Origin of the sequence: Anabaena sp. FACHB-1391, from assembly GCF_014696755.1 — a bacterium.
GTDB classification, from domain to species: Bacteria; Cyanobacteriota; Cyanobacteriia; order Cyanobacteriales; family Nostocaceae; genus Dolichospermum; species Dolichospermum planctonicum.
In genome coordinates this window covers 101,469-124,423 of sequence record NZ_JACJQS010000004.1, presented here as the reverse complement: position 1 = coordinate 124,423, position 22,955 = coordinate 101,469, and the positions used below count along the sequence as shown (strand labels likewise).

Sequence of the window (22,955 nt, the reverse complement as noted above, 5' to 3'; positions counted from 1 at the left end):
ATTGGACAAGATCATCAAAATCTTAACATTCAACAGTTCTGTGTAATTCCCTATTTGCTATTCCATTTCTCTATAGTTGGTCTATATAACCAATTATCAATTTTTTCTTCACTAACAAAGCCTTTTAAAGAAGGATCTGGCCAAATGTGGACTTTATCAAGACATCCAACTTCTTTAGCGGCTGCTTCAATATCATTCCATTGTTTAATAAAAGTGTCTGCCCAAGATTGTCTACTCATAATTGATTTTGCAAAATCTAGACCAGCAGCTAACATTCTTCTGCCATTTGTTCCTCTAGCATTAATTGGTTCCCAAAAAATTACTTCTGGGTTAATTTTCATAAATTGATCTAAGTTAAACTTAAAATTGTCTAAAGTCATCATAGGTGGAGTTGGAGCCATAGCTACATACAAACGACATTTAGCTTCATATCCTTTTTGCAATGCTTTATATCTATCAGATGATAAAGGTGCTTGTGGTTCAATTTTTTTTAGTAGTTCATCATTTATACAAGGGATACTCATTCCTATAGAGATGTTTGGATGAGTTAAAATATCTAAATCATTTTGCCATAACAAGCCACGAGTTAAAATTCTTACGTTTTTATTATGTTTAATTAAAACTTCTATTGTTCTACGAGTAATTTCTGCTGTTTTTTTGTTTTGATATGGATCTGTTCCAGAGCAAAGCAAAATTACTCCTTTACCAGAAGGTGTTTCTTCCCACTTTCTTTTTCTTTTTAATATTTGATCTAATTTTTCAGGAACTTCTTCCCTTATGAATAGATACTTACCCCAGTCTAACTGAGGATTTTATACACCTTTTTGATGCAATTTTTTTTGTTGAGTTCTAATACTTGGCGTTGAAGGAACGTAGCAAAATGTACATCCATGTAAACAACCAGAAGCAATATTAACAACATAGTCGCATAGACTTTTCTTGTTTAAAGCACTTTTTTGCAGTGGATTAATTATTTTTTCAGTTCCAGTAATCATGATTTCATTATATGTTTAGTTGTGTCTTAGAAATTATTTAGGATATATAGCCACGCATATTAAATAAAATTAGTTGTGGTGATAGTTTAATTATATCCCCATTTTCTAATTTTTGACTATTTGTTTTTTTACCCTTCCTAATCACTTGTATTTCTTTAGCTTCTCTTAAGAAATTGAGATATTCAAAATACTGTTGTCTAGTTGCTGGATTTCGTTCCATTGTTTTATTACATAATTCTTCAAATAAAATTCCATCTGGATTATTATGTATAATTTTATCCAAGTCGGTACTTAATTTATTAATACAAGCTGTTTGACTATCTTGATTAATATCTAATTTTAAGTCCAATTGATTATCTTCATAAAATAATGCTGCTTTAAATCCAAATCCATAAATATCATAGTGATATTGATAGTTTAAATTATTAAACTTCCAGCTTCCATCTTTCATTACCTCTAAGGCTCTTAAATGACTACAAATATGGAATAAGTAATATAATACTCTATCATTATTATTAGGCATCATAGCAAATGTCATGATTCTACTTGCATTACCTTTATCTCTCAATAATTTCATAAAATTATTTCTAAATTGTGCTTGTTCGCCAAAAGTATCTAAATTTATAAAGTGATCAATATCAAAATAACCATCTGTTTCCAATACTTTGGTAAAAGTATCTCTTGCTTTACACTTGGGATCATAAAAAAATCTTTTGATAAAATCAACCATAAATGTATAAATAATTTCTGATTTTTTGAGGCTATTTATCTTTCTAAAACTTGCCATCGAGACATCAGACCAACCATAGGGATCAAGAATAAATAAAGAATGTCCCTTTCTGTTCTCAGATTGAAAAACACAATAATCTACTTTATTCTCAAATTTATCATTTATAAACTCACATTCTAATATCAAATCACCAAATTCAGTTTTGACAGTATGCTGGTTTCCATCTGATAAATCTTCTAATTCTGCTTGAGACATAGCAATATTTTTTAAACATTCTAAATGTTCTTTTTTCTTATCTATAAAAATAAATTTAACATTTAAAGGATAAGTTCTTCCTGATTTTAAATACCCTTCTTCAACAGAATTAATCAAACGAATGGGTGAACCAAACCAAATATTATCTGACTCCCTATCATTGTAAATACCCCCACCACAAAAACCATCAATGATAGTAAAATTTCTAACTCCTCCATACTGCCCAGTTCCATAAAGTGTATAAATTAAATCAGATACATACTGTTACATACTGTTCTGTAAGTAGATGTTTAGTTTTTGTGTGCTGTTCTACAAAAGGAATTTCTTTGCCATCAGCAGACCACTTGGTATCAGAATTACTCATAATTGATCATCCTTTTTTATAGTTTGGTAATAATTATACAAATTTAACTAGCTGGTGTGTATCAAACTAGAACGATTCACATTTTACTGTTTTATACTCTCCGTGCCTGGAGCGTCCCTGCGTGAAGAAAACTCTTATTCAACTCAAAACGCCAACTTCACATCCCCAAACGGTAAGGTAATAAAAGCCATATTTAGTAAAAATAAACAAAATAGATGACATCCATAGAATCCCACAAAAAAGCCAAAGCCCTCAAACCCGGAAGCGTGCGCCCTGCCAAAGAACTCTGTAGTGAATGCGGACTATGCGACACTTACTACATCCACTACGTCAAAGAAGCGTGCGCCTTCATTACCCAAAGAATAGACGAACTAGAAACCACCACCCATAACCGTCCCCGCAACTTAGAAGACGAAAACGAACTCTACTTTGGAGTTCATCAAGAAATGATGTCCGCCAGAAAACAACAACCCATCGAAGGCGCGCAATGGACAGGAATAGTTAGCAGCATAGCCATAGAAATGCTCAATCGTGGTTTAGTTGAAGGCGTAGTTTGTGTCCAAAACAGCAAAGAAGACCGCTTTCAACCCATGCCCATAATAGCCCGCACTCCAGAAGAAATACTAGCCGCCAAAGTCAATAAACCCACATTATCCCCCAACCTGTCCGTATTAGAACAGATAGAAAAATCGGGAATGAAACGGTTGTTAGTCATTGGAGTAGGTTGTCAAATCCAAGCATTACGCGCCGTCGAGAAAAAACTCGGCCTAGAAAAACTCTACGTACTCGGAACACCCTGCGTAGATAACGTTACCCGCGCTGGGCTGCAAAAATTCCTAGAAACCACCAGCCGTTCCCCGCAAACAGTCGTCAGCTACGAATTTATGCAAGACTTCCGAGTCCACTTCAAACACCAAGACGGTTCAGAAGAGACAGTACCCTTCTTTGGCTTAAAAACAAACGTGCTTAAAGATATCTTTGCCCCATCATGTATGAGTTGCTTTGATTACGTCAACTCCCTGGCCGATATAGTCGTTGGGTATATGGGCGCACCTTACAAATGGCAATGGATAGTAGTCAGAAACGATACAGGCAAAGAAATGTTAGAACTAGTTAAAGACCAATTGGATACCCAACCGGTCATATCCCAAGGAAACCGCAAACCAGCAGTACAGCAAAGCATACCAGCTTATGATCAAGCAGTTACCTTACCCATGTGGGCTGCGAAACTAATGGGAGTCGTCATAGATAAAATCGGACCCAAAGGACTGGAATATGCGAGATTTTCTATAGATTCCCACTTTGCGAGAAATTATTTGTATGTAAAGCGGAATCATGGAGAGAAATTAGCAGCGCACGTACCGGAGTTTGCGAAGCGGATAGTGGGACAGTATAAGTTACCGAAATAAGGTTTCGCGCAAAGACGCAAAGGAGCTAAGGCGCAAAGGGAATAAGAAGGAGGTGTATATGACTGAGAATGAAATTGCGACTCAGATTGTTGATGCTGCATACAAGATTCATACTAGGTTAGGACCAGGGTTGTTTGAATCTGCGTATGAGACTGTTTTGGCGTATGAGTTGGAGAGTAGAGGTTTACAGGTAGTAAGACAACAACCAATACCAGTAGTTTATGAAGGTATTCATTTAGAGGAAGGGTTTCAGGCAGATATGATAGTTGAAAATAAGGTAATTATTGAACTCAAATCCCTAGAAACCATCCACCCTGTACATAAAAAACAGCTAGTTACATATCTTACCCTCGCCAATAAACGCCTTGGCCTACTCATTAACTTTGGTGAAGTCCTAATTAAAAACGGCATCACACGAATAGCCAACAAACTTTAAACTCTTCCTTTGCTCCTTAGCGACTTTGCGCGAAACTCTTCTTAAACCTCCCCAACTGCCTCAATAGCCGCTTGTAAAGCAATAGATACATGAGTCCAATGTGTACCGCCTTGGCAATAAACCACATAAGGTTCTCGCAATGGTCCATCTGCTGATAGTTCCAAGGTACTCCCTTCGATAAATGTCCCTCCAGCCATGACTACTTGGCTTTCGTAGCCTGGCATATCGTCGGGTATGGGGTTGAGATAAGACCCGATGGGTGAATGCTGCTGTATGGCTTTACAGAAGGCGATTAGTTTTTTGGCTGAACCAAGTTTAATGGCCTGAATTACGTCTCCTCTGGGTGCTAATGGTGGGGGGTTGACTGGATAACCCAGTTTGTCAAATACATAACCCGTCAGGTATGTTCCTTTCATGGCTTCCCCTACCATCTGCGGCGCTAAAAATAATCCTTGGAATAAGAGACGGTTTTGATCAAAGGTCGCCCCCCCTTGGCTACCAATTCCAGGGGCTGTCAGTCTACAAGCTGCTGCTTCTACTAGTTGGCTCCGTCCAGCTATGTAACCACCAGCACTCACAACTGTACCCCCAGGATTTTTGATCAATGACCCGGCTATGAGGTCGGCACCAATATGGGTTGGTTCTTGGGTTTCTATAAATTCGCCGTAGCAGTTGTCTACAAAGCAAATGGTATGGGGATTTTGCTGTTTGACTATGTAAACAATTTTTTCTATGTCAGCAATAGAAAGACTTGGCCGCCATGAATATCCACAGGAACGTTGAATCAATACTAACTTTGTGTTGTCGGTAATGCTAGTGGTTAAGTTTTGCCAATCTATTTTTCCTTGATCAGTTAGTTCTAATTGGCGGTATTTTATGCCAAAATCAAGAAGAGAGCCTTGGCCTTGTCCTCTCAAGCCAATCACCTCTTCCAATGTATCGTAGGGAGAACCGACTACTGCTAACATTTCATCCCCAGGACGAAGTACACCATAAAGCGCACAAGCGATCGCATGAGTTCCCGAAACAAACTGCACTCGCACCACCGCAGCTTCAGCACTCATTACTTGAGCAAAAACTTGATCTAAGGTTTCTCGTCCTAAATCGTCGTGTCCGTAGCCACTCACGCCCGCAAAATGGTGCGCTCCCACTCGATGATCACGAAAGGCATCTAATACTCTTTTCAGATTATGCTTGACCTGAGCGTCAATAGCGGAAAAAATTTCTAATAGCGCCTGTTCTGCTTCCCGCAGCTGTTCAAAGCTGTTCATCATTTCCTCATTGAAAAAAATAAAATAGATATGCGGATTTTAGGATCGCGCAGACTAGGCTGAACAATTTCTATTCAGGTTACTGCATGACAATTGCTACTTCTAAACATCACATTAACTGGGTTAATACCCTATTTTTCGTTGCATTACACGTCGGCGCTCTATTTGCCCTAGTTCCTAGCAATTTTAGCTGGAATGCAGTTGGTGTTGCTTTATTGCTTTACTGGGTGACTGGGGGTTTAGGTATTACTTTGGGATATCACCGTCTTGTCACTCACCGCAGTTTTCAAACGCCTAAGTGGCTAGAGTATCTCCTGGTAATTTTTGGGACACTATCCTGTGAAGGTGGTCCCATTGAATGGGTGGGAACACACCGCATTCACCACTTACATTCTGATACTGAATCTGATCCCCATGATTCAAATCAAGGTTTCTGGTGGAGTCATATGGGTTGGATGATTCATTTCGCCCCCGCTCACGATCAAGTTCCTCGCTTCACTAAAGACATTATTGATGACCCAGTTTATCAGTTTTTACAGAAATATTTCATTTTCTTACAAATTGCTTTGGGCTTGGTCCTATACTTCTTAGGTGGCTGGCCAATGGTGGTCTGGGGAATTTTTGTCCGCATTATCTGGGTTTATCACTGTACCTGGTTAGTAAATAGTGCTACTCATAAGTTTGGCTACCGCACTTATGACTCCGGGGACAAATCAACTAACTGTTGGTGGGTTGCTATCCTCGTCTTTGGCGAAGGTTGGCACAATAATCACCACGCTTTTCAATACTCTGCCCGTCATGGTTTAGAATGGTGGGAAATTGATCTGACTTGGATGACCATTCAGTTATTACAATTACTCGGTCTAGCTACAAATGTGAAGCTGGCAACCAAAAAAGCATAATACAGATTTTATGCCCAAAGTCAATAGTTTTATAGTCATTTTGGCTTGAGACTATTGGCTTTTTGCGTGCAACTGCGGCAATTTTTAATGGGAAATTTTTAATTTCTCAATCACTATCCTAAATGATTGTTAAGTTGCTATAATCTCAGAAATTAATGTTACAAAACTTTGCAGCAAGTTACTTTTCTTAGTAATCTTGTGTGGCATTCTGTTGTTTTTCAGGTATTCATGACTACATCAATCATTAAAAGTCAGGAAATAGCGGTCTCCACAGACCTTGGTAAAGACCAAATCAAACTCAAACATATTATCAAAAGTCTCCCCAAGGAATGTTTTCAGAAAAATAGCCGCAAAGCATGGACAACTGTAATTCTCAGCTTATCTATGGCTGCACTAGGCTATTACTTTTTAGCCGTTTCCCCCTGGTTTCTTTTACCCCTAGCTTGGATTTTTACAGGAACTGCTTTAACAGGTTTTTTTGTTATTGGTCATGATTGTGGTCATCGTTCCTTTGCGAAACGTCGCTGGGTAAATGATTTAGTCGGACATTTCTTCATGATGTTCTTAATTTACCCCTTTCACAGTTGGCGGATTAAACATAATCATCACCATAAACATACTAACAAGCTAGATGAAGATAACGCTTGGCATCCCATTAGAACGGAAATTTTTACAAATTGGTCTAAAAATAGACAGTCCGCTTTCGAGTTGTTCCTGCGTCAACGTCTTTGGTGGGTGGGTTCTATTGGACATTGGGCTGTTGTCCATTTTGATTGGCGCAATTTCCAGAAAAAAGACCAGGCTAGTGTTAAACTTTCTGTGGCTGTGGTAGCTTTATTTGCGGCTGTTGTTTTCCCAACTTTAATTATTACAACTGGTGTTTGGGGATTTATTAAATTTTGGTTTATTCCCTGGATGGTTTACCATTTTTGGATGAGTACCTTTACTATTGTTCACCACACCCTTCCCGATGTTCCTTTTAGCACTGCTGACAAATGGAATGAAGCCTTAGCACAGCTATTTGGCACAATTCATTGTGATTATCCTCGCTGGGTAGAAATTCTTTGCCACGATATTAATGTTCATGTTCCCCATCATATTTCTACTGCGATCCCTTCCTATAATTTACGGTTGGCTTACAGCAGTATCAAGGAAAATTGGATCCCTTATCTCCATGAAGAATATAAGTTCTCCTGGGATTTGATGAAGGAAATCACTAATCAATGTCAACTATATAAAACTGATATTGGTTATGTCACTTTTGATGAATATCGTGCAGAAAGATCATAAAATATTAATGTTGGGTATGAAATCTGACGTATGAATTAATTACTTCTGGTTTCATCACCAATTTTTTCAGCCAATATTCCCAAGTCTAACTTCCAGAGGTAACTAAATATAACCTCTGGATTAATTTCTAATTTACAATCAATCAACTAACCTAGTGCAATTAGATACAATCCAGTTCAATCAAAAACCTAGTCCCGAATCTTTTGAAGGTCAAGAAAAATTACCGTTTACTCTTCAAGATTTAAAAGCTGCTATTCCCGCTGAATGTTTTCAGCCTAATGTGACTAAATCACTCTATTATTTCTTTCGTGATGTTCTAATTATTGGGCTGCTATATGCAGTGGCTAATTACCTAGATTCTTGGTATTTTTGGCCGGTTTTCTGGTTAATGCAAGGAACTATGTTTTGGGCTTTATTTGTAGTTGGACATGACTGCGGACACCAATCTTTTTCTAAGCATAAATGGTTGAATGATTTGGTTGGTCATCTCTCCCATACTCCCATTCTCGTTCCTTATCATGGTTGGAGAATTAGCCACAGAACTCACCACAAAAATACAGGCAGCTTGGAAAATGATGAAAGCTGGTATCCTGTCTCTGAATCAGAGTACAATGAGATGCCCGTAGCGCAAAAAATAGGGCGTTTTTATGTGTTCTTATTGGCTTATCCAGTGTATCTGTTTAAGCGTTCACCCGGTAAAGAAGGTTCTCACTTTTCTCCTAGCAGTCCACTGTTTAAACCCTCGGAAAAATGGGACGTGATTACTAGTACCACGCTTTGGATTAGTATGGTAGCTTTACTAGGTTTTTTGACCTATCAATATGGTTGGATGTGGTTGTTAAAATATTATGCTGGACCTTACATTGTCTTTATCATTTGGCTAGATTTGGTGACTTTTTTACACCATACTGAACCGGGAATTCCTTGGTATCGTGGGGAAGAATGGACTTTTCTGAAAGGGGCAATTTCTAGTGTTGACAGAGATTATGGTGTTTTTAACCACATTCATCATGATATCGGTACTCATGTTGCCCATCACATTTTCTTAAATATGCCTCACTACAATTTGTTGAAAGCTACTAAAGCAATTAAACCAATTATGGGTGAGTATTTTCACGAATCAAAAGAACCAATTTGGAAGTCTTTATGGAATTCTGCTATTGGTTGTCATTTTGTTCCCGATACAGGAAGTAAGGTTTACTACACTTCTAAAAATCAGAATGTCAAGTAAAATCAGTTAAGTCCAGACTCCAGCCGCGAATAAAGGTCTGAATTAAAGGTTTCAGAAATCAGTCCGGTTACTTCAATCTTAGTGACCGGACTGTAATTATACTGAGCTATAACCGCTCATAACCTCCTGTTGAAGTAGAAAGTAAAGTCTAGTTTTGTCTAGGATTTATATAGCAGAAAAGGGCTACGAATTGACATACTCACCGACCTGAAGGTGCGATGATTCTTGACACTTCACTGGAACACGCCACAAGTGGTCTTATCGTCCCTCCATGTCCGTTTAAAGTCTCCCAATGCCCTATGGCGACTATAACCAAATTTTAACATAAAGCCGTCCTAAAAGCGATGCACTGAGCTTGCCGAAGTGGACGGGGCTTGTATCCCAGATTTTTGGTCATGGGGGTGGGGAAACCACAAGACGAAACCCCAGGAGGTCGTCCCCATAGACCCGCTCAATACCGCCACGATTCGCCGACCTACAGTCCCGAGTAGAGTTGAACCACGAACCGCCACGCATAACCTTTATATCACCGCTTTGATTAATCCAAGCAATACCATCTTCAGGCGCATTTGTATAATTATCATGCCAATCGTCTTGACACCATTCCCAGACATTTCCGTGCATATCGTACAAACCAAAGGTGTTAGGGGGAAAATTTCCTACATCTGTAGTTTGTTCTCGATATTGTCCTTTTGGTGCAGATGCGTAGACATGATTACCATTATAGTTTACCAATTCTGGGGTAATACTTTCACCAAAATAAAATGGTGTGGTTGTTCCCGCACGACACGCATACTCCCATTCGGCTTCACTGGGTAATCTGTAGTTTTTTCTTGTCCTTTGGCTTAACCTTTGACAGAATGTAACTGCATTATTCCAACTGACCCTTTCAACTGGGCGTTTATTGCCTTTAAAGTAAGCAGGGTTAGTTCCCATGATAGCTTGATATTGTTCCTGTGTCACTTGATATTTCCCTATGCAAAAACTGGGAACTGTAACTTGATGTTGGGGACTTTCATTATCACTTCTTTTCGCTTCATTTGCCGGTGAACCCATCAAAAATTTTCCCCCTGGTATTTTTACCATTTCTAAGAAAACACCGTTTCCCAGGTCTTCTGTGAAGTATTTTGCTGTTGCGTTGCGTCGGTTGGTGATGTTTCCCTTTGGGTCTGTGGTGACAACTTCAAATTTAAAGGTTTTCCGGTTGCTCAAAGATGTGCTATTTTCTGGATTTGGGTTTGGAGATGTTGTAAGTTCTGGGGTTGAACTATTTATGGAAGTTGTAGTTTTTGGTGTTGTTGGTTTATGATCTTGATTTTTAAATAGATTCTTAAATATATTTTTTCCTGCTACTGCTATGGTAAATGTTCCAATTATCAAACCCGTTTTTATAAAAACCCGCCGAGGAAATTTATTTTTTTGTGGTTGAGGTTTTATTTGAGGTTGTTGTAAAGCTTTTTCTATAGCTGCTAACCGCTGAGATATCTGCTTAATATTTTGCGGACGATCTTTATATAAACGCTGCATCATATCATCTAATAAATCTGCTAACATAGGTGATATTTGCTGTGCATGACTACGCCAATTTAGGGTCTCATTATCAAAATCATATATTGCGGGATCAAGTGGTTTTTTACCTGTAAGCAAATAAACAAATGTCCGTCCTAAGGCAAAAAAATCAGATTGGGGTACAGCGTTATTATTAATTTGTTCTGGGGGTGTGTAACCGGCTGAAACTATTGCTGTAACTTGTCCACTTTGATTAACTACTGTTTCTGTAACTTGTCTAACTGTGCCAAAATCAATTAATACTGGTTGAGCATTTTCAGCCCTCAGCATAATGTTAGATGGCTTGATATCTCGATGAAAAAAGTTTTGATTATGGACTTGTTCTAAAATAATAACCAAATCTTTCAGTAAGTATATTGCTAAGGTTTGCTTAATGCCATCCTTACGGTTTTGCATATAGTTTTCTAAGTCTATTCCCTCAATGTTTTCCATGACAAAACAATGAATTGGGTTTCTGCTTTCGTGGGGAAAATAGACAAAGTAAGCATCTGGTTCTACTTTGGGAATACCGGGATGATTTAGTTGACTTAAAACGGCGGCTTCTTGTTTAAATAATTCTATTGCTTTTGGTTGATTATTAGTCAGGACTTTGAGAACTTTGGTTTGATTCTTACCGATTTCATTAATCTGATAGGTAACACCAAAACCACCACGTCCTAACTCGATGATAGCCCGATAACGTCCTTGGAGTATCAATTCTGAACCACAGGCTTGACAAAAAAGGATATTGTCTGGATTTTCGGGCTTTAGGCAGTTAGGATTGATGCACAGGCTCATAATCTTGGTAGGTAGCATACTTGTACTTATATGATATCCTACCTTGATTTACGGAAAAATGGGTAAATATTGTCAGATATTTTCCCTAAAAGCGTCCATTCCCTTGAATAATATGCTTCACTGTTGTTAACGTTTCTAAACTAATAAATCCCCTTCTATGTCCTTTTTGATTGGACATTCCTAAAAATACAGCTTCTCCTCGTGAGGAATGACGGGAAAAACGAGGGGAAGCATTAATATAGGTGGAGGCACTATTTACTCCTAATGCAAATTGGCGGCTTTCTTGATAGGATTCGGTGACAATGCTATCAGCATGACTACTACTATATTGGTTAATCCAAGCGATCGCACTTTCTAAACTATCTACCAATTTAAAGGTCACTGTTTTTGTTAAATAAGGTGTCCCCCATTCTTCATCTTTGACTAGTTGCAACTGCGGAAAAGCCGCAACTAATTCTGCATCTCCTTTAAGTTCAAAACCTTTTTCTTTTAAGCTACTCCATAGCACTGATAAGGAAGATGGTAAAGCTTGACGATGAATTAAAACTTTTTCAATGGCATTTACTGGATCTGGTTCGCTTTCATGGCTATCTATAATCATCCAACGTACCATTTCTAAGCTACTATTGACAGACCAATACAGGTAACAATTACCCATGGCTGACTTGAGAACTGGACAAGTTGCCTGTCTAACTACTTGTTGAATTAAACTAGTACGCCCATAAGGAATCACTAAACTCAAATACTGGTCTTGAGTAACTAAATCTCGCACAGATGCGCCATGTTCAGCAGTAATTAATTCTACACACCCTGCTGGTAAACCAACTTTGGTAATGGCTGTTTGTAGTGCATTAGCGATCGCTTTATTAGAATGACTAGCTTCTGTACTCCCTTTGAGAATAATACTATTACCAGTTTTCAGACAAAAACCAGCCGCAATTGCCCCTAAATCTGGGAAAGCTTCATAAATAAAAGCAATCACCCCTAAAGGCATTAACTGAGTATAACTTTGGGAGTCTTCCTGCTGATAATCAGTGGTTCGGACTCGTCGCAAAGGATCAGATAATTCCCCCAACCGTTGCAGAATCTTAACTGCATTCTCCAACCTGGAGGGGGTTAGTCTCAACCAGTCCAAAATTAATTCTGGAACTGCCATTTCTCGACTTGCTTCTAAATCCAAGGTATTAGCTTCGAGAATTTCATCAAAATCCCGTTCGATGGCTTGTGCCATTGCTAACACAGCCCGACTCCTATCCGTCCCCTTGGTAATTCCCAATTTCAGAGAAGCTTGAAAAGCGCGTTCAGCGCCTGTCATGGGTTCGGGGTAATCATCAATCACTTCATCTGTCATGGGGTTAACGTCTGTAAGTAAGCCAGATCATTAGCACTGGTAGAATTGCCAATAACACTGCTACCATTGCCCAAGCGAGGATGCTGGAACTATTAGCTAACCGCAGCGCCAATGGTAGCCATATAATGACTAACACAAAAATAATGCCTAGCGCTATTGGTAAATAGTTTTGTTCTAAGGGAGGTTGAACAACGTGCCAACTTTTTCCTTTCCAGCGCCAAGCACGCTTATAAGGATAAGTTGTAGACAGTTGTTCTAATACATATCCATTTTCTTCTACTACAAAAATCTGCTGACAGCGATCGCATCCAAAGGCTTCTGTCAGCGTGATAGGAATTAACTGTCCCTTGCGACGACAAGGACAAGCGTATTCCGTGTTTAGGTCGATTTTATCTGGTTTTTGAGGTTGCACAAGCGAGGTAAATAACTTGAGCGGTTTTCTTACATTATTCCCTACTTTTTCCAAAAATCAGTATGAGGAAACCCAAAATTACTCCTAGAAGCTGAAGTAGCCCAGAAAGTTATTAACAATCCCAACCCAAAAATCCATCACATACCAATTTGATAAAAACGGAAAATCATTTGGTTTTATTTTCATATAATAACCTAAACTAGAAAGCGGGTAACGCGATTCGAACGCGCGACATCAACCTTGGCAAGGTTGCGCTCTACCACTGAGCTATACCCGCAACTCATCAATAATCTTATTATTCCAGATTTATTCTTGTTTGTCAACCCCTAAATTAAAAAATTTTTTTCCGGTGCAATTGGTCAGTGGTCATTAGTTTTTAGTGAAAAAAAAATTACTTATTACCCATTACCTATTACCCAATACCCATTACCTAACTAACTTGCTAAATTCGGGCGTAATTGACGCATGAGACTGGCCATTTCTATGGCATTCATGGCATATTCCCAACCGTGATTACTTTTAATTCCCGCCCGTTCTAGAGCTTGCTGCATGGTATCCGTTGTCAAAATCCCAAAAATCACTGGTACTCCCGTTTGGAAACTAGCCGCAGCAATGCCTTTAGAAACTTCAGCAGATACATAATCAAAATGTGGCGTTTGTCCTTTGATGACTGCACCAAGACAAATTATGGCATCATAACGGCCAGACATTGCTAATTGACGGGCTACATTGGGAACTTCAAAACTACCAGGAACCCATACATAGTCTACTTGCTCCCCTTCTGGGTCAGGATTGATACCGTGACGTTTTAAGCAGTCTTTACATCCTTCCACTAGTTTCAGGGTGACAAGATCATTAAAGCGGGCGATAATCAATGCAAAGCGCAAAGACTCGGTTTGCTGAAAATTTCCTTCAAAAACTGCCATAATGCCTCTGAATCAATATTACAATAGGTACTTAACCAATATACTTTTCTGCTTTCAAAATATAAGAGCAGGAAAGCACAATCAGGAAAAAGTCGGCTAGAAAAAGAACATTTAAGAGCATTTTTTCTATTTTTACCTTTTGTATTGGCTTTTCTGCTCCTCTGATTTGTATGGTATATGTTAGTTGATAGTTAAAGCAGTTAATTAAACTACAAAGAAGTTTAATATAGCAACTAACACAACTAAAGCCGCCCAAATTCCAGATCCAACCCAGAGCAGTTTTTTAGATTCTACCCAGTTTTGAGGAGTGGCGTAAACAACGGGTACACCAATCACAAGCACGAAAGAGAACAAGACTAGTGATATTAAAGCAATTTGAAATACTGTGGTCATTTTGTTTTTCCCAACATAACGAAATCTTAGTTTACCCCAGGTGTGCTGCTGTTTATAGTCTGAGTGGTTTTCAGCGAACCTTCTGAACTCACAAGGCATCACCTGATCAATTAATATTTTACGTCGGGTTTGTAACAGTTGGTCATGTCTAATTTTCCAATCTGTTTTTTCTTGGGAAAATTGGCCACTGCTCATTAGACATTGGGAAAATGATTAAGATGGAAATTATATTCCTTGTTCCCTGTTAAGAGTCCCCTGTCACTTTTAACTCACTTTTAAATATATGGATTTAATTCTTTGTCATACAACTGCTGACTTTGACGCTTTGGGGGCAGCGGTAGGGTTGACTTGTCTGCAACCGGGGAGTAAAATCGTCCTCACTGGGGGCGCTCATCCTCCTGTCAGGGATTTTTTGGCACTACACCGTGATGAGTATCCGTTAATTGAAAGACGTTCAGTAATTCCTGAGAAAATTCGTTCTTTAACGATTGTAGATACTCAAAAGCGCGATCGCCTGGGTAAAGCAGCTATCTGGTTTGATTCAGCTAATGTGGAAAAGATCATCATTTATGATCATCATCTCGAACAGGAGGGAGATATTCCCTCTACTGAATCATACATTGAAGAAGTAGGGGCTACAACCACTTTAATGGTAGAAAGATTACAAAAAAGCAATATCTCTTTAAATTCCGCGCAAGCGACGGTAATGGCTTTGGGTATTCATGTGGATACAGGTTCATTAACTTATAAACAATCTACAGCCAGAGATGCTTTAGCATTAGGTTGGTTAATGCAGCAAGGAGCAAATTTATCAGTTATTTCTACTTATCGAGATCCTGGTTTATCACCACAATTACAACAGTTATTAAGTCAAGCTTTGGAAAACTTAGAATATCTTTGTTTGCGGGGATATACTATTGCTTGGGTGACAATAAAAACAGATAGTTTTGTCCCGGGTTTATCCGGTTTAGCTTCAGAAATAATTGATTTAACAGAAACCGATGCTGTACTGTTAGCAAATGAATATCCTTTAAGTGAAGAAGATTGGCGATTAACAGTAATTGGGAGAACACAAATTCCCCAAACAAATCTTAATCAATTATTTACATCTTATGGTGGTGGTGGACATTCCCAAGCAGCATCTTTAAACCTCCGAACTACAGATTCCCAAGCAATTTTACAACAATTATTAGATGGATTAAAAGGGCAAATTCCCCACCCTCCTATAGCCAGAGATCTAATGTCTTCTCCAGTAAGAACAATTCGCCCGGAAACTACTATAGCCGAAGCACAAAGGATTTTATTACGTTATGGACATTCAGGTTTATCTGTAGTTAATAACCAAGATTTATTAATTGGAATTATTTCCCGACGTGATTTAGATATTGCTTTACATCATGGATTTAGTCATGCACCAGTTAAAGGTTATATGACAAGTAATTTAAAAACAATTACTCCTGATACTTCTTTACCGGAAATTGAGTCTTTAATGGTAACTTATGATATTGGCAGATTACCAGTATTGGAGCAAGGGCAATTAGTTGGTATTGTCACCCGCACCGATGTTTTAAGAGAACTGCATCAATTAACAATTCAAAATCCCCAATCCCAAATCCAAAGCTATGATCAGAATTTGCGACTCAATTATGAATTAGAAAAACGTCTTACTCCTCAACTGTGGGAATTACTTAATATCGCTTCTCAAGAAGCAGAAAAACGAGGCTGGCATCTTTATTTAGTTGGTGGTGCAGTGCGAGATTTACTATTATCAGAAACAGAAAATCGCACTTTAATGATTAATGATATTGATTTAGTAGTTGATGGTTTTCATAAAACAGCAAATGTCGGTGCCGGGGTAGAACTAGCTAAAGCCTTACAGCACATTTATGAAAATGCGAGATTAGAAATTCATGGTGCTTTTCAAACTGCGGCTTTATTATGGCATAAAGATATATTATTAGATTCATTATGGGTAGATATTGCCACAGCCAGAACCGAGTTTTATCCTTATCCAGCAGCAAATCCAGAAGTTGAAGCTAGTTCCATTCGTCAAGATTTATATCGGCGAGATTTTACAATTAATGCTATGGCTTTGCGGTTAACTTCTCCTCGTGCTGGTGAATTATTAGATTTTTTTGGTGGTTTTATAGACTTAAAAAATCAGCAAATTAGAATTTTACACGCTAATAGTTTTATTGAAGATCCGACGCGGATTTATCGCGGGGTGCGGTTTGCGGTACGGTTTGGATTTTCTGTAGAACCCCAAACAGAAACTTATATTCGTTATGCTATAAATAGTGGAGTTTATAATCGTACTAGTCAAGAAAATAGTAAAACTCCGGCTTTGCAAACTCGACTAAAAACTGAATTAAAGTATATTTTGGCAGCACATTATTGGCAATCAGCTTTAGAATTACTTAATAATTTAGGGGCTTTACAATGTATTCATCCTACGCTAAAATTAGATCGAGAACTTAACCGACAATTAAATTTATTAAACCACTGTTTAAGGAAATTTGACAAAAAACAAACTTTAATACATTGGCAAATGCGTCTGGAGGTATTAATAGCTTATTTAAAACCAGAATATCGGGAAAAAGTTGCTAAAAATCTCCAATTAGCTGATGACAGTATTAGCAGATTAGAGAAATTATCTCAAATTCAATCTGAGGTAATGAGATTATTACCCACTTTTCAAAAACCTAGTCAAACTGTATATTTACTCAAAAAATATGATTTACAAACTTTGATTTTAATCGCTTTACAAAGTCCCCAGAAAATTAGAAGAAGAATTTGGCAATATTTAACAACTTGGGGAAATATTCAACCGCTGTTAAATGGGAATGATTTAAAACAATTAGGTTATAAACCTAGTCCCCAATATAAGCAAATGCTTGATGATTTATTGACGGCGACTGTAGATGGTATAATTAAGGATAAAGCTCAAGCACAGGAATTTCTAGCCCAGCATTATCCTGGGTAATTAAAATTGAAAATATGAGGTTGATATGCAAGTTCAAACATCCAGCAAATATTACACTCCAGAAGAATATATAGAACTAGAGGAAAAATCAGAATTTAAAAATGAATATATACACGGGGAAATTATAGCTATGACTAGTGGAACTACAAATCATAATGAAATTGCAGGTAATTTTTATCTACATTTTAAATTAAAAATGCGGAATCAAAATTACAAGATTTATATGGGTGATGTTAAATTATGGCTACAACGTTATCAAATCTATACTTATCCAGATATTATGGTAATTCAAGGAGAACCAACATATCAAGGAACTGGAACTACTCAAGTAACAAATCCTTTAATGATTGTAGAAGTGTTATCTAAATCAACTATAAATTATGATAAAACTGACAAATTTAGATTTTATCGTTCTCTTCCTGAATTGAAAGAATATATTATGATTAACCAATATGAATATTTTATTGAACAATTTGCTAAAAATGCAGAAGGACAATGGGTATTAACTGAATATGAATCAGTCAATGATATATTGTCTTTAAAATCAATAGATTTTAAAATTCCTTTTAGCGATATTTATGAAGGTGTAAATTTCCAGTAGTTGGGTTGAGGAACGAAACCCAACATTATTAAACCTGATTATTAAATTTCATCAGGATCTATATTTAATTCCCGCAACTTTGCTGCTAAACGTTCTGCGGTTTCTTCAGGGGTAAAAACTAGCTTTCCTTCTGGTGTGAAATACCGCAATAATCCCTCATGAATTCCCAAATATAAATCTAATTGTTCACTCCATAAATGTCCTTTTTCATTTGCTTCTAGAGGTTGATATTTTCCATCTAATAAATGAAAACCTGCAAATTCTAGTGTATAAGGATCAAACCAAAAATAATCCGGGGTGCGGAAAGTATTTTGGTAAAGTTCTTTTTTATATTCTTTATCTGTATTAACTGTAGTTGGTGAAAGAATCTCTAAAATTACATTGGGATATTTGCCGTCTTCATTCCAAACTACCCAACTTTTCCGGGTTTTGCGTTCTGTTCCTAGCACAACAAAGAAATCTGGACCTCGGAAATATTCTGATTTTTTCTGATTAGGACTATAGTAAATGGTGAGATTTCCCGCAGCATAGAAATCATATCTATCTTTCCACAACCATTCTAGACATTTGAAAAGGAGAATTATTTGTCTTAAATGTAGTTCTGTTTCCACGGGAGGTTCATCACTATACAAATCACTGGGGGGAAAAATCACATCTTGAGAGATGTTTTCTTTAAGTTCTAATTCTTGAGTAATCATCATGATGTGATACCAAGTAGTTACCCGTCTATTATATCATTGCCTAGGTTGGATTGACTTATGTTACCCAACATTATTAAACCTGATTATAAAAGATTGTGTCGGGTTGCACTATCGCTTAACCCAACCTACCTTTCTACTACCTTTCTAAACTACGAGGATCAAGTGCGTCTCGCAAACCATCACCTAAAACATTGAAAGATAAAACAGTGATAATAATTAGGATTGCTGGTGGTATAATCAGCCAAGGTTGTAATACTAAAATAGAAGCATTACTAGCTAAAGAAAGCATATTTCCCCAAGAAGGATCTGGTTGTTGAATCCCCAAACCAATCAAACTTAATACAGCTTCTGCACCAATAAAACTAGGAATTGTCAAAGTAGCAGAAATAATAATATAAGTAGCAGTTTGCGGCAAAACATGACGAATGATAATATAAATTGGATTACCACCCATTACCTTAGCAGCTTGCACAAATTCGAGTTCTTTGATTGATAATACCTGTCCGCGAATTATTCTGGCTAAACCCGCCCAACTAATTACAGAAGTGATCAAGATAATTAATAAAAATCGCTGAGTGCTGGTTAATTTTGGACTCAAAATACTTGATAGTGCTACTAATAAATAAATACTGGGAAAGGTCATCAAAACTTCTGCTAAACGCATGATTATACTATCAATTAAACCACCAAAATAGCCAGAAATACCACCAATAAACAACGCCAATGGATAGGTGACAATGATGCCAAAAATGCCAATAAACATACTAATACGACCACCATGCAACAAGCGACTAAACTGGTCTCGTCCTTGTTCGTCTGTTCCCAAAATATTAAATTTTGCGTCACCAATAACGCCAAACAAATGCCAATTTAAGGAAATTCCAGGAATAATTATGATGTCTTGCCATTTTGGCGGTAGGGAAATACTCAATTTGAATAATTGGTACTCTGGTCCAGCAACAAATAAGCGTAATGGAGAAGGCTTTGTTTTGTCTACAATTATTTTTCTCTCTCCAGTTTCTAAATTAGTATCACCTTGTATTGTAGGATATATATGAGGTCCAATGAATTGCCCCGACTCAGATAGCCAATGAATGGGAGTAGGTGGGAGTAATGAACCATTGGCTTGTGAATCATAAGGGTTATAAGGAGCGATAAAATCAGCCGCAATCACTGCTAAATAGAAACATAATAGGACAATTGCCCCAGATCGTGCTAAAGGATTTTTGTTGAGTCGTTGCCACCAATTCATAGTTTTTGATGTAAAATTTGATGTTGATTGATGCTGATTATTTATTGATCAAAGTATATATCAATAAATTAGACAAAAAACTACAACTCTCTACAACTCTATATTTATGAACAATTTGCATCTCCACCGCGCCCAATTTCCCGCTTTAAGTAATAAAATTTATTTTAATTACGGAGGACAAGGACCAATGCCCCAAGTGGCTATGGATACTATTGCTCAATCTCAGGCACATATTCAAAATATCGGTCCTTTTGGCAGTGAAGCGTATAGTTGGATATCACCGCAAATACAAGCCAGTCGAGAAGCGATCGCTTCTTTATTGAATGTGCCAAGTGATACAATAACTCTCACAGGTAATGTTACCGTGGGTTGTAACATTGCCATGTGGGGTATTGATTGGCACGCTGGTGATCATCTATTGCTTTCCGACTGTGAACACCCTGGGGTCATAGCTACGGCTGGGGAAATTGCCCGCAGATTTGCGGTGGAAGTTACCACCTGTCCCTTAATGGCTACTTTAAACGAGGGAAATCCTAGCAGTATTATTGCTGATAATCTCCGTCCCCATACCCGCTTAGTAGTATTGAGTCATGTTTTGTGGAATACTGGTCAAGTTTTACCTATTGACAAAATTGTCGAAGTATGCAGAAGCAATAAATCCCTGTTATTGATAGACGCAGCCCAATCCGTGGGTGTTCTTCCCTTGGATTTAACCGCATTGGGTGTGGATTTTTACGCATTTACTGGTCATAAATGGTTATGCGGTCCTGCTGGTGTGGGTGGTTTATATGTCCGTCCCGAAGCAAGATCAAGCTTACATCCTACTTTTATTGGTTTAAATGGAGTTACTACTAATAGTCAAGCACAACCAACGGGTTGGCAACCGGATGGGCGCAGATATGAGGTTTCTACTTTATCAACTTCATTATATGTGGGTTTAAAAGCAGCAATTACAATTCATGAACGGTGGGGAACAGCAGAGGAAAGATATGAGAGAATTTGCCAAAATAGTCAATATCTTTGGCAAAAATTAAACTCTTTATCTGATGTCAAATGTTTAAAAAATTCCCCTCCAGAAAGTGGATTAGTTTCCTTTCAATTAAGTAATCAACCTAGTTTAAAATTAGTGCAATATCTAGAATCACAAAATATTTTAACTAGAACAATTGCTAATCCTAATTGTATTCGTGTGAGTGTTCATTACCTAACATTAGAATCAGAAATTGATCAATTAATAACAGTGATCTCCAGTAGGTTGGGTTGAGGCTTTGGGAAACCCAACTTACACAGATTTTTTTTACCTTTTACCTTTCAAATCATGGAACGACCAATTATATATATAGCCATTACTAATCACGGTTTTGGTCATGCTACCCGCACAGCTTCTATAGCTAACACCATTCAAAAATTATGCCCGGAAGCGTTATTGATTTTAGTAACTACTGCACCTCGTTGGTTACTAGAATCCTATATAGAAGGTGATTTTATTTTACGTCAACGAGCGTTTGATTTAGGTGTGATTCAAGTTGATAGTTTGATCATGGATAAACCAGCGACTTTAGAAAAATTGCGAGAAATCAAGAAAAATCACAAATCCTTAATTGCTTCAGAAGTTAATTTTATTCGTCAAAATCGTGTTAATTTGATTTTAGCAGATATTCCTTTTCTGGCTGCTGGATTTGCTGAAGCTGCGAATATTCCTTGCTGGATGATCAGTAACTTTGGTTGGGATTTAATTTATCGAGACTGGGGAGGAGAATTTACAGAAATTGCTGATTGGATTAGTAATTGGTACGCAAAATCTAACCGGTTATTTCGTCTTCCTTTCCATGAACCTATGTCAGCTTTTCCCAATATTACCGACGTAGGTTTAACAGGTGGTTCTCCCCGTTTTTCTATTGATGAATTACGCAGCAACTGGGGAATAAATACACCTCCAGAAAAAACCATTTTACTAACATTTGGTGGTTATGGTTTGCAACAAATTCCCTATACCAATATTAGCAAATTTCCCGATTGGCAATTTATTACGTTTGATTTTTTAGCCCCAGATTTACCGAACTTAATTAAAGTTACAAATCGTCAATATCGTCCCGTAGATTTTATGCCAATTTGTGGGAGAATTATCTCTAAACCCGGTTATGGGACATTTTCAGAAGCGACGCTTTTAGATGTACCAGTAGTAACTATACCCCGTGATGATTTTGCCGAAGCAGCTTTTATGTTAGCAGGAATTACTAATTATAATTATCATCAAATTATCACTGCATCGGAATTTTTTCAAAGTAATTGGGATTTTCTGTATCAGTTACCCCAACCACCAAAGCAAACACAAGTAATAAATAAAGATGGCAATGAAACAATAGCTAAAGCTGTGATAGATTATTTCTAAGTATTTAGATTTCCGAGTTCTTCTATAGCATATAGCGGCCTGGTTTTTACTCAAGTGTCAAATAATTGAGGATTTTAGGTGGGTATTACCCACCATTATGTTAAATTAGTAACTCATTAATCTTCGTGGTCATCAAAGGGATCATCTAATTCCTGGCTTGGGGGTCCAAAGGATGTATAAATTGCCATACCAGTGATAGCCACTAGTGCCGCACAAAAGGAAATCCCAAGCGCCGTAGCGGGTTCTAAGTCCATAAATTTAGTTACATATTATGAAAGCAATATTTATAGAATATTACAAAATTTAACTTAAATAACCTATCCGACTCCTCAATTTTGAGGTTTTGCCAATTTCATCTATAATGTCTTTATCAAATGCCAATAAAATTAAAAAAAGCTTTTGCAACTGATCTTAGGTGAATTATGGCACAACGGACTAGGTTAGGGGATGTTCTCAGACCCTTAAATGCTGAGTATGGTAAAGTATCCCCAGGTTGGGGAACGACACCTTTAATGGCTGTGTTTATGGGTTTATTTTTCGTATTTCTGCTCATTATCCTCCAAGTCTACAACAAGTCTCTGCTAATTCAAGATGTACTTGTTGATTGGCGTAGTTTAGGGGGCTAATAGTCATCCAGTTATTAAGCTAAAATGACAATCTACCCGGCTTGTCCGGGTTTTTGTTATTCATAAAAAATCTCGAAAAATAGCGATAA

Annotated in this window: 21 protein-coding genes and 1 tRNA gene; 10 read left to right on the top strand and 12 right to left on the bottom strand. The window is 37.6% G+C overall.

Annotated features, from left to right (window positions below):
- Positions 1–50: 50 nt before the first annotated feature.
- Together H6F62_RS03345 and tcmP are read right to left on the bottom strand one after the other, a co-directional pair.
- Positions 51–692, bottom strand: a complete 642-nt coding sequence (locus H6F62_RS03345; RefSeq protein WP_242025894.1) for a hypothetical protein — start codon at positions 690–692, stop codon at positions 51–53.
- Positions 693–1,032: 340 nt separating this feature from the next.
- Positions 1,033–2,175, bottom strand: a complete 1,143-nt coding sequence (gene tcmP, locus H6F62_RS03340; protein ID WP_347238694.1) for a three-Cys-motif partner protein TcmP — start codon at positions 2,173–2,175, stop codon at positions 1,033–1,035.
- A 384-nt stretch (positions 2,176–2,559) separates the two neighbouring features.
- On the opposite strand from tcmP, the gene H6F62_RS03335 reads away from it, so the two are divergent.
- Positions 2,560–3,753, top strand: a complete 1,194-nt coding sequence (locus tag H6F62_RS03335; RefSeq protein WP_190371335.1) for a Coenzyme F420 hydrogenase/dehydrogenase, beta subunit C-terminal domain — start codon at positions 2,560–2,562, stop codon at positions 3,751–3,753.
- Between the two features lie 58 nt (positions 3,754–3,811).
- Entirely contained in the window at positions 3,812–4,189 is a 378-nt protein-coding gene (locus H6F62_RS03330) for a GxxExxY protein (RefSeq protein WP_190371334.1), read from the top strand.
- Between the two features lie 41 nt (positions 4,190–4,230).
- Here the strand turns inward: H6F62_RS03330 and H6F62_RS03325 are convergent, their stop codons facing one another.
- A complete protein-coding gene (locus H6F62_RS03325; protein ID WP_190371348.1) occupies positions 4,231–5,460 on the bottom strand; it encodes a methionine gamma-lyase family protein in 1,230 nt (409 codons plus the stop codon).
- A gap of 86 nt (positions 5,461–5,546) precedes the next feature.
- Between H6F62_RS03325 and H6F62_RS03320 the strand changes: the two genes are divergently transcribed.
- The 3 genes from H6F62_RS03320 (at position 5,547) to H6F62_RS03310 (ending at position 8,883) form a co-directional block, all read left to right on the top strand.
- Positions 5,547–6,362 (top strand): acyl-CoA desaturase, encoded by an 816-nt coding sequence (locus tag H6F62_RS03320; RefSeq protein ID WP_137909598.1) that lies wholly within the window; start codon positions 5,547–5,549, stop codon positions 6,360–6,362.
- A 228-nt stretch (positions 6,363–6,590) separates the two neighbouring features.
- Positions 6,591–7,652 (top strand): fatty acid desaturase, encoded by a 1,062-nt coding sequence (locus H6F62_RS03315; protein WP_137909599.1) that lies wholly within the window; start codon positions 6,591–6,593, stop codon positions 7,650–7,652.
- A 154-nt stretch (positions 7,653–7,806) separates the two neighbouring features.
- Positions 7,807–8,883: a fatty acid desaturase gene (locus H6F62_RS03310; protein WP_137909600.1), complete on the top strand. Its 1,077-nt coding sequence runs from the start codon at positions 7,807–7,809 to the stop codon at positions 8,881–8,883.
- 393 nt (positions 8,884–9,276) lie between these two features.
- Here H6F62_RS03310 and H6F62_RS03305 read toward each other — a convergent pair whose 3' ends face one another.
- The 6 genes from H6F62_RS03305 to psbZ form a co-directional block, all read right to left on the bottom strand.
- Positions 9,277–11,229: a bifunctional serine/threonine-protein kinase/formylglycine-generating enzyme family protein gene (locus tag H6F62_RS03305; RefSeq protein ID WP_190371333.1), complete on the bottom strand. Its 1,953-nt coding sequence runs from the start codon at positions 11,227–11,229 to the stop codon at positions 9,277–9,279.
- 85 nt (positions 11,230–11,314) lie between these two features.
- A complete protein-coding gene (locus H6F62_RS03300; protein ID WP_190371332.1) occupies positions 11,315–12,580 on the bottom strand; it encodes a glutamate-5-semialdehyde dehydrogenase in 1,266 nt (421 codons plus the stop codon).
- Positions 12,581–12,584: 4 nt separating this feature from the next.
- Positions 12,585–12,992, bottom strand: a complete 408-nt coding sequence (locus H6F62_RS03295; protein WP_137909406.1) for a hypothetical protein — start codon at positions 12,990–12,992, stop codon at positions 12,585–12,587.
- Between the two features lie 205 nt (positions 12,993–13,197).
- A tRNA-Gly gene (locus H6F62_RS03290) sits at positions 13,198–13,269 on the bottom strand.
- Between the two features lie 157 nt (positions 13,270–13,426).
- Positions 13,427–13,918, bottom strand: coding sequence for a 6,7-dimethyl-8-ribityllumazine synthase (ribH, locus tag H6F62_RS03285; protein ID WP_028083222.1), 492 nt, complete (start codon positions 13,916–13,918; stop codon positions 13,427–13,429).
- Positions 13,919–14,122: 204 nt separating this feature from the next.
- Positions 14,123–14,311 (bottom strand): photosystem II reaction center protein PsbZ, encoded by a 189-nt coding sequence (psbZ, locus tag H6F62_RS03280; protein ID WP_028083223.1) that lies wholly within the window; start codon positions 14,309–14,311, stop codon positions 14,123–14,125.
- 283 nt (positions 14,312–14,594) lie between these two features.
- On the opposite strand from psbZ, the gene H6F62_RS03275 reads away from it, so the two are divergent.
- Positions 14,595–17,294 carry a CBS domain-containing protein gene (locus tag H6F62_RS03275; RefSeq protein WP_190371331.1) on the top strand — a complete coding sequence of 900 codons (2,700 nt, stop codon included), beginning with the start codon at positions 14,595–14,597 and terminating at the stop codon, positions 17,292–17,294.
- Between the two features lie 25 nt (positions 17,295–17,319).
- Complete coding sequence (locus tag H6F62_RS03270; protein WP_190371330.1) at positions 17,320–17,895, top strand: Uma2 family endonuclease; 576 nt, start codon at positions 17,320–17,322, stop codon at positions 17,893–17,895.
- Positions 17,896–17,936: 41 nt separating this feature from the next.
- On the opposite strand, the gene H6F62_RS03265 is transcribed toward H6F62_RS03270, so the two are convergent.
- Complete coding sequence (locus H6F62_RS03265; RefSeq protein ID WP_137909403.1) at positions 17,937–18,596, bottom strand: Uma2 family endonuclease; 660 nt, start codon at positions 18,594–18,596, stop codon at positions 17,937–17,939.
- Between the two features lie 136 nt (positions 18,597–18,732).
- Positions 18,733–19,848 (bottom strand): ABC transporter permease, encoded by a 1,116-nt coding sequence (locus H6F62_RS03260; RefSeq protein WP_137909402.1) that lies wholly within the window; start codon positions 19,846–19,848, stop codon positions 18,733–18,735.
- Positions 19,849–19,954: 106 nt separating this feature from the next.
- On the opposite strand from H6F62_RS03260, the gene H6F62_RS03255 reads away from it, so the two are divergent.
- Together H6F62_RS03255 and H6F62_RS03250 are read left to right on the top strand one after the other, a co-directional pair.
- Positions 19,955–21,112, top strand: coding sequence for an aminotransferase class V-fold PLP-dependent enzyme (locus H6F62_RS03255; RefSeq protein WP_190371329.1), 1,158 nt, complete (start codon positions 19,955–19,957; stop codon positions 21,110–21,112).
- Positions 21,113–21,166: 54 nt separating this feature from the next.
- Entirely contained in the window at positions 21,167–22,240 is a 1,074-nt protein-coding gene (locus H6F62_RS03250; protein ID WP_190371328.1) for a glycosyl transferase, read from the top strand.
- Between the two features lie 116 nt (positions 22,241–22,356).
- Here H6F62_RS03250 and psbN read toward each other — a convergent pair whose 3' ends face one another.
- Positions 22,357–22,494 carry a photosystem II reaction center protein PsbN gene (gene psbN, locus H6F62_RS03245; protein ID WP_137909399.1) on the bottom strand — a complete coding sequence of 46 codons (138 nt, stop codon included), beginning with the start codon at positions 22,492–22,494 and terminating at the stop codon, positions 22,357–22,359.
- A gap of 168 nt (positions 22,495–22,662) precedes the next feature.
- Between psbN and psbH the strand changes: the two genes are divergently transcribed.
- Positions 22,663–22,866, top strand: coding sequence for a photosystem II reaction center protein PsbH (psbH, locus tag H6F62_RS03240; protein WP_028083230.1), 204 nt, complete (start codon positions 22,663–22,665; stop codon positions 22,864–22,866).
- Positions 22,867–22,955: the final 89 nt, after the last annotated feature.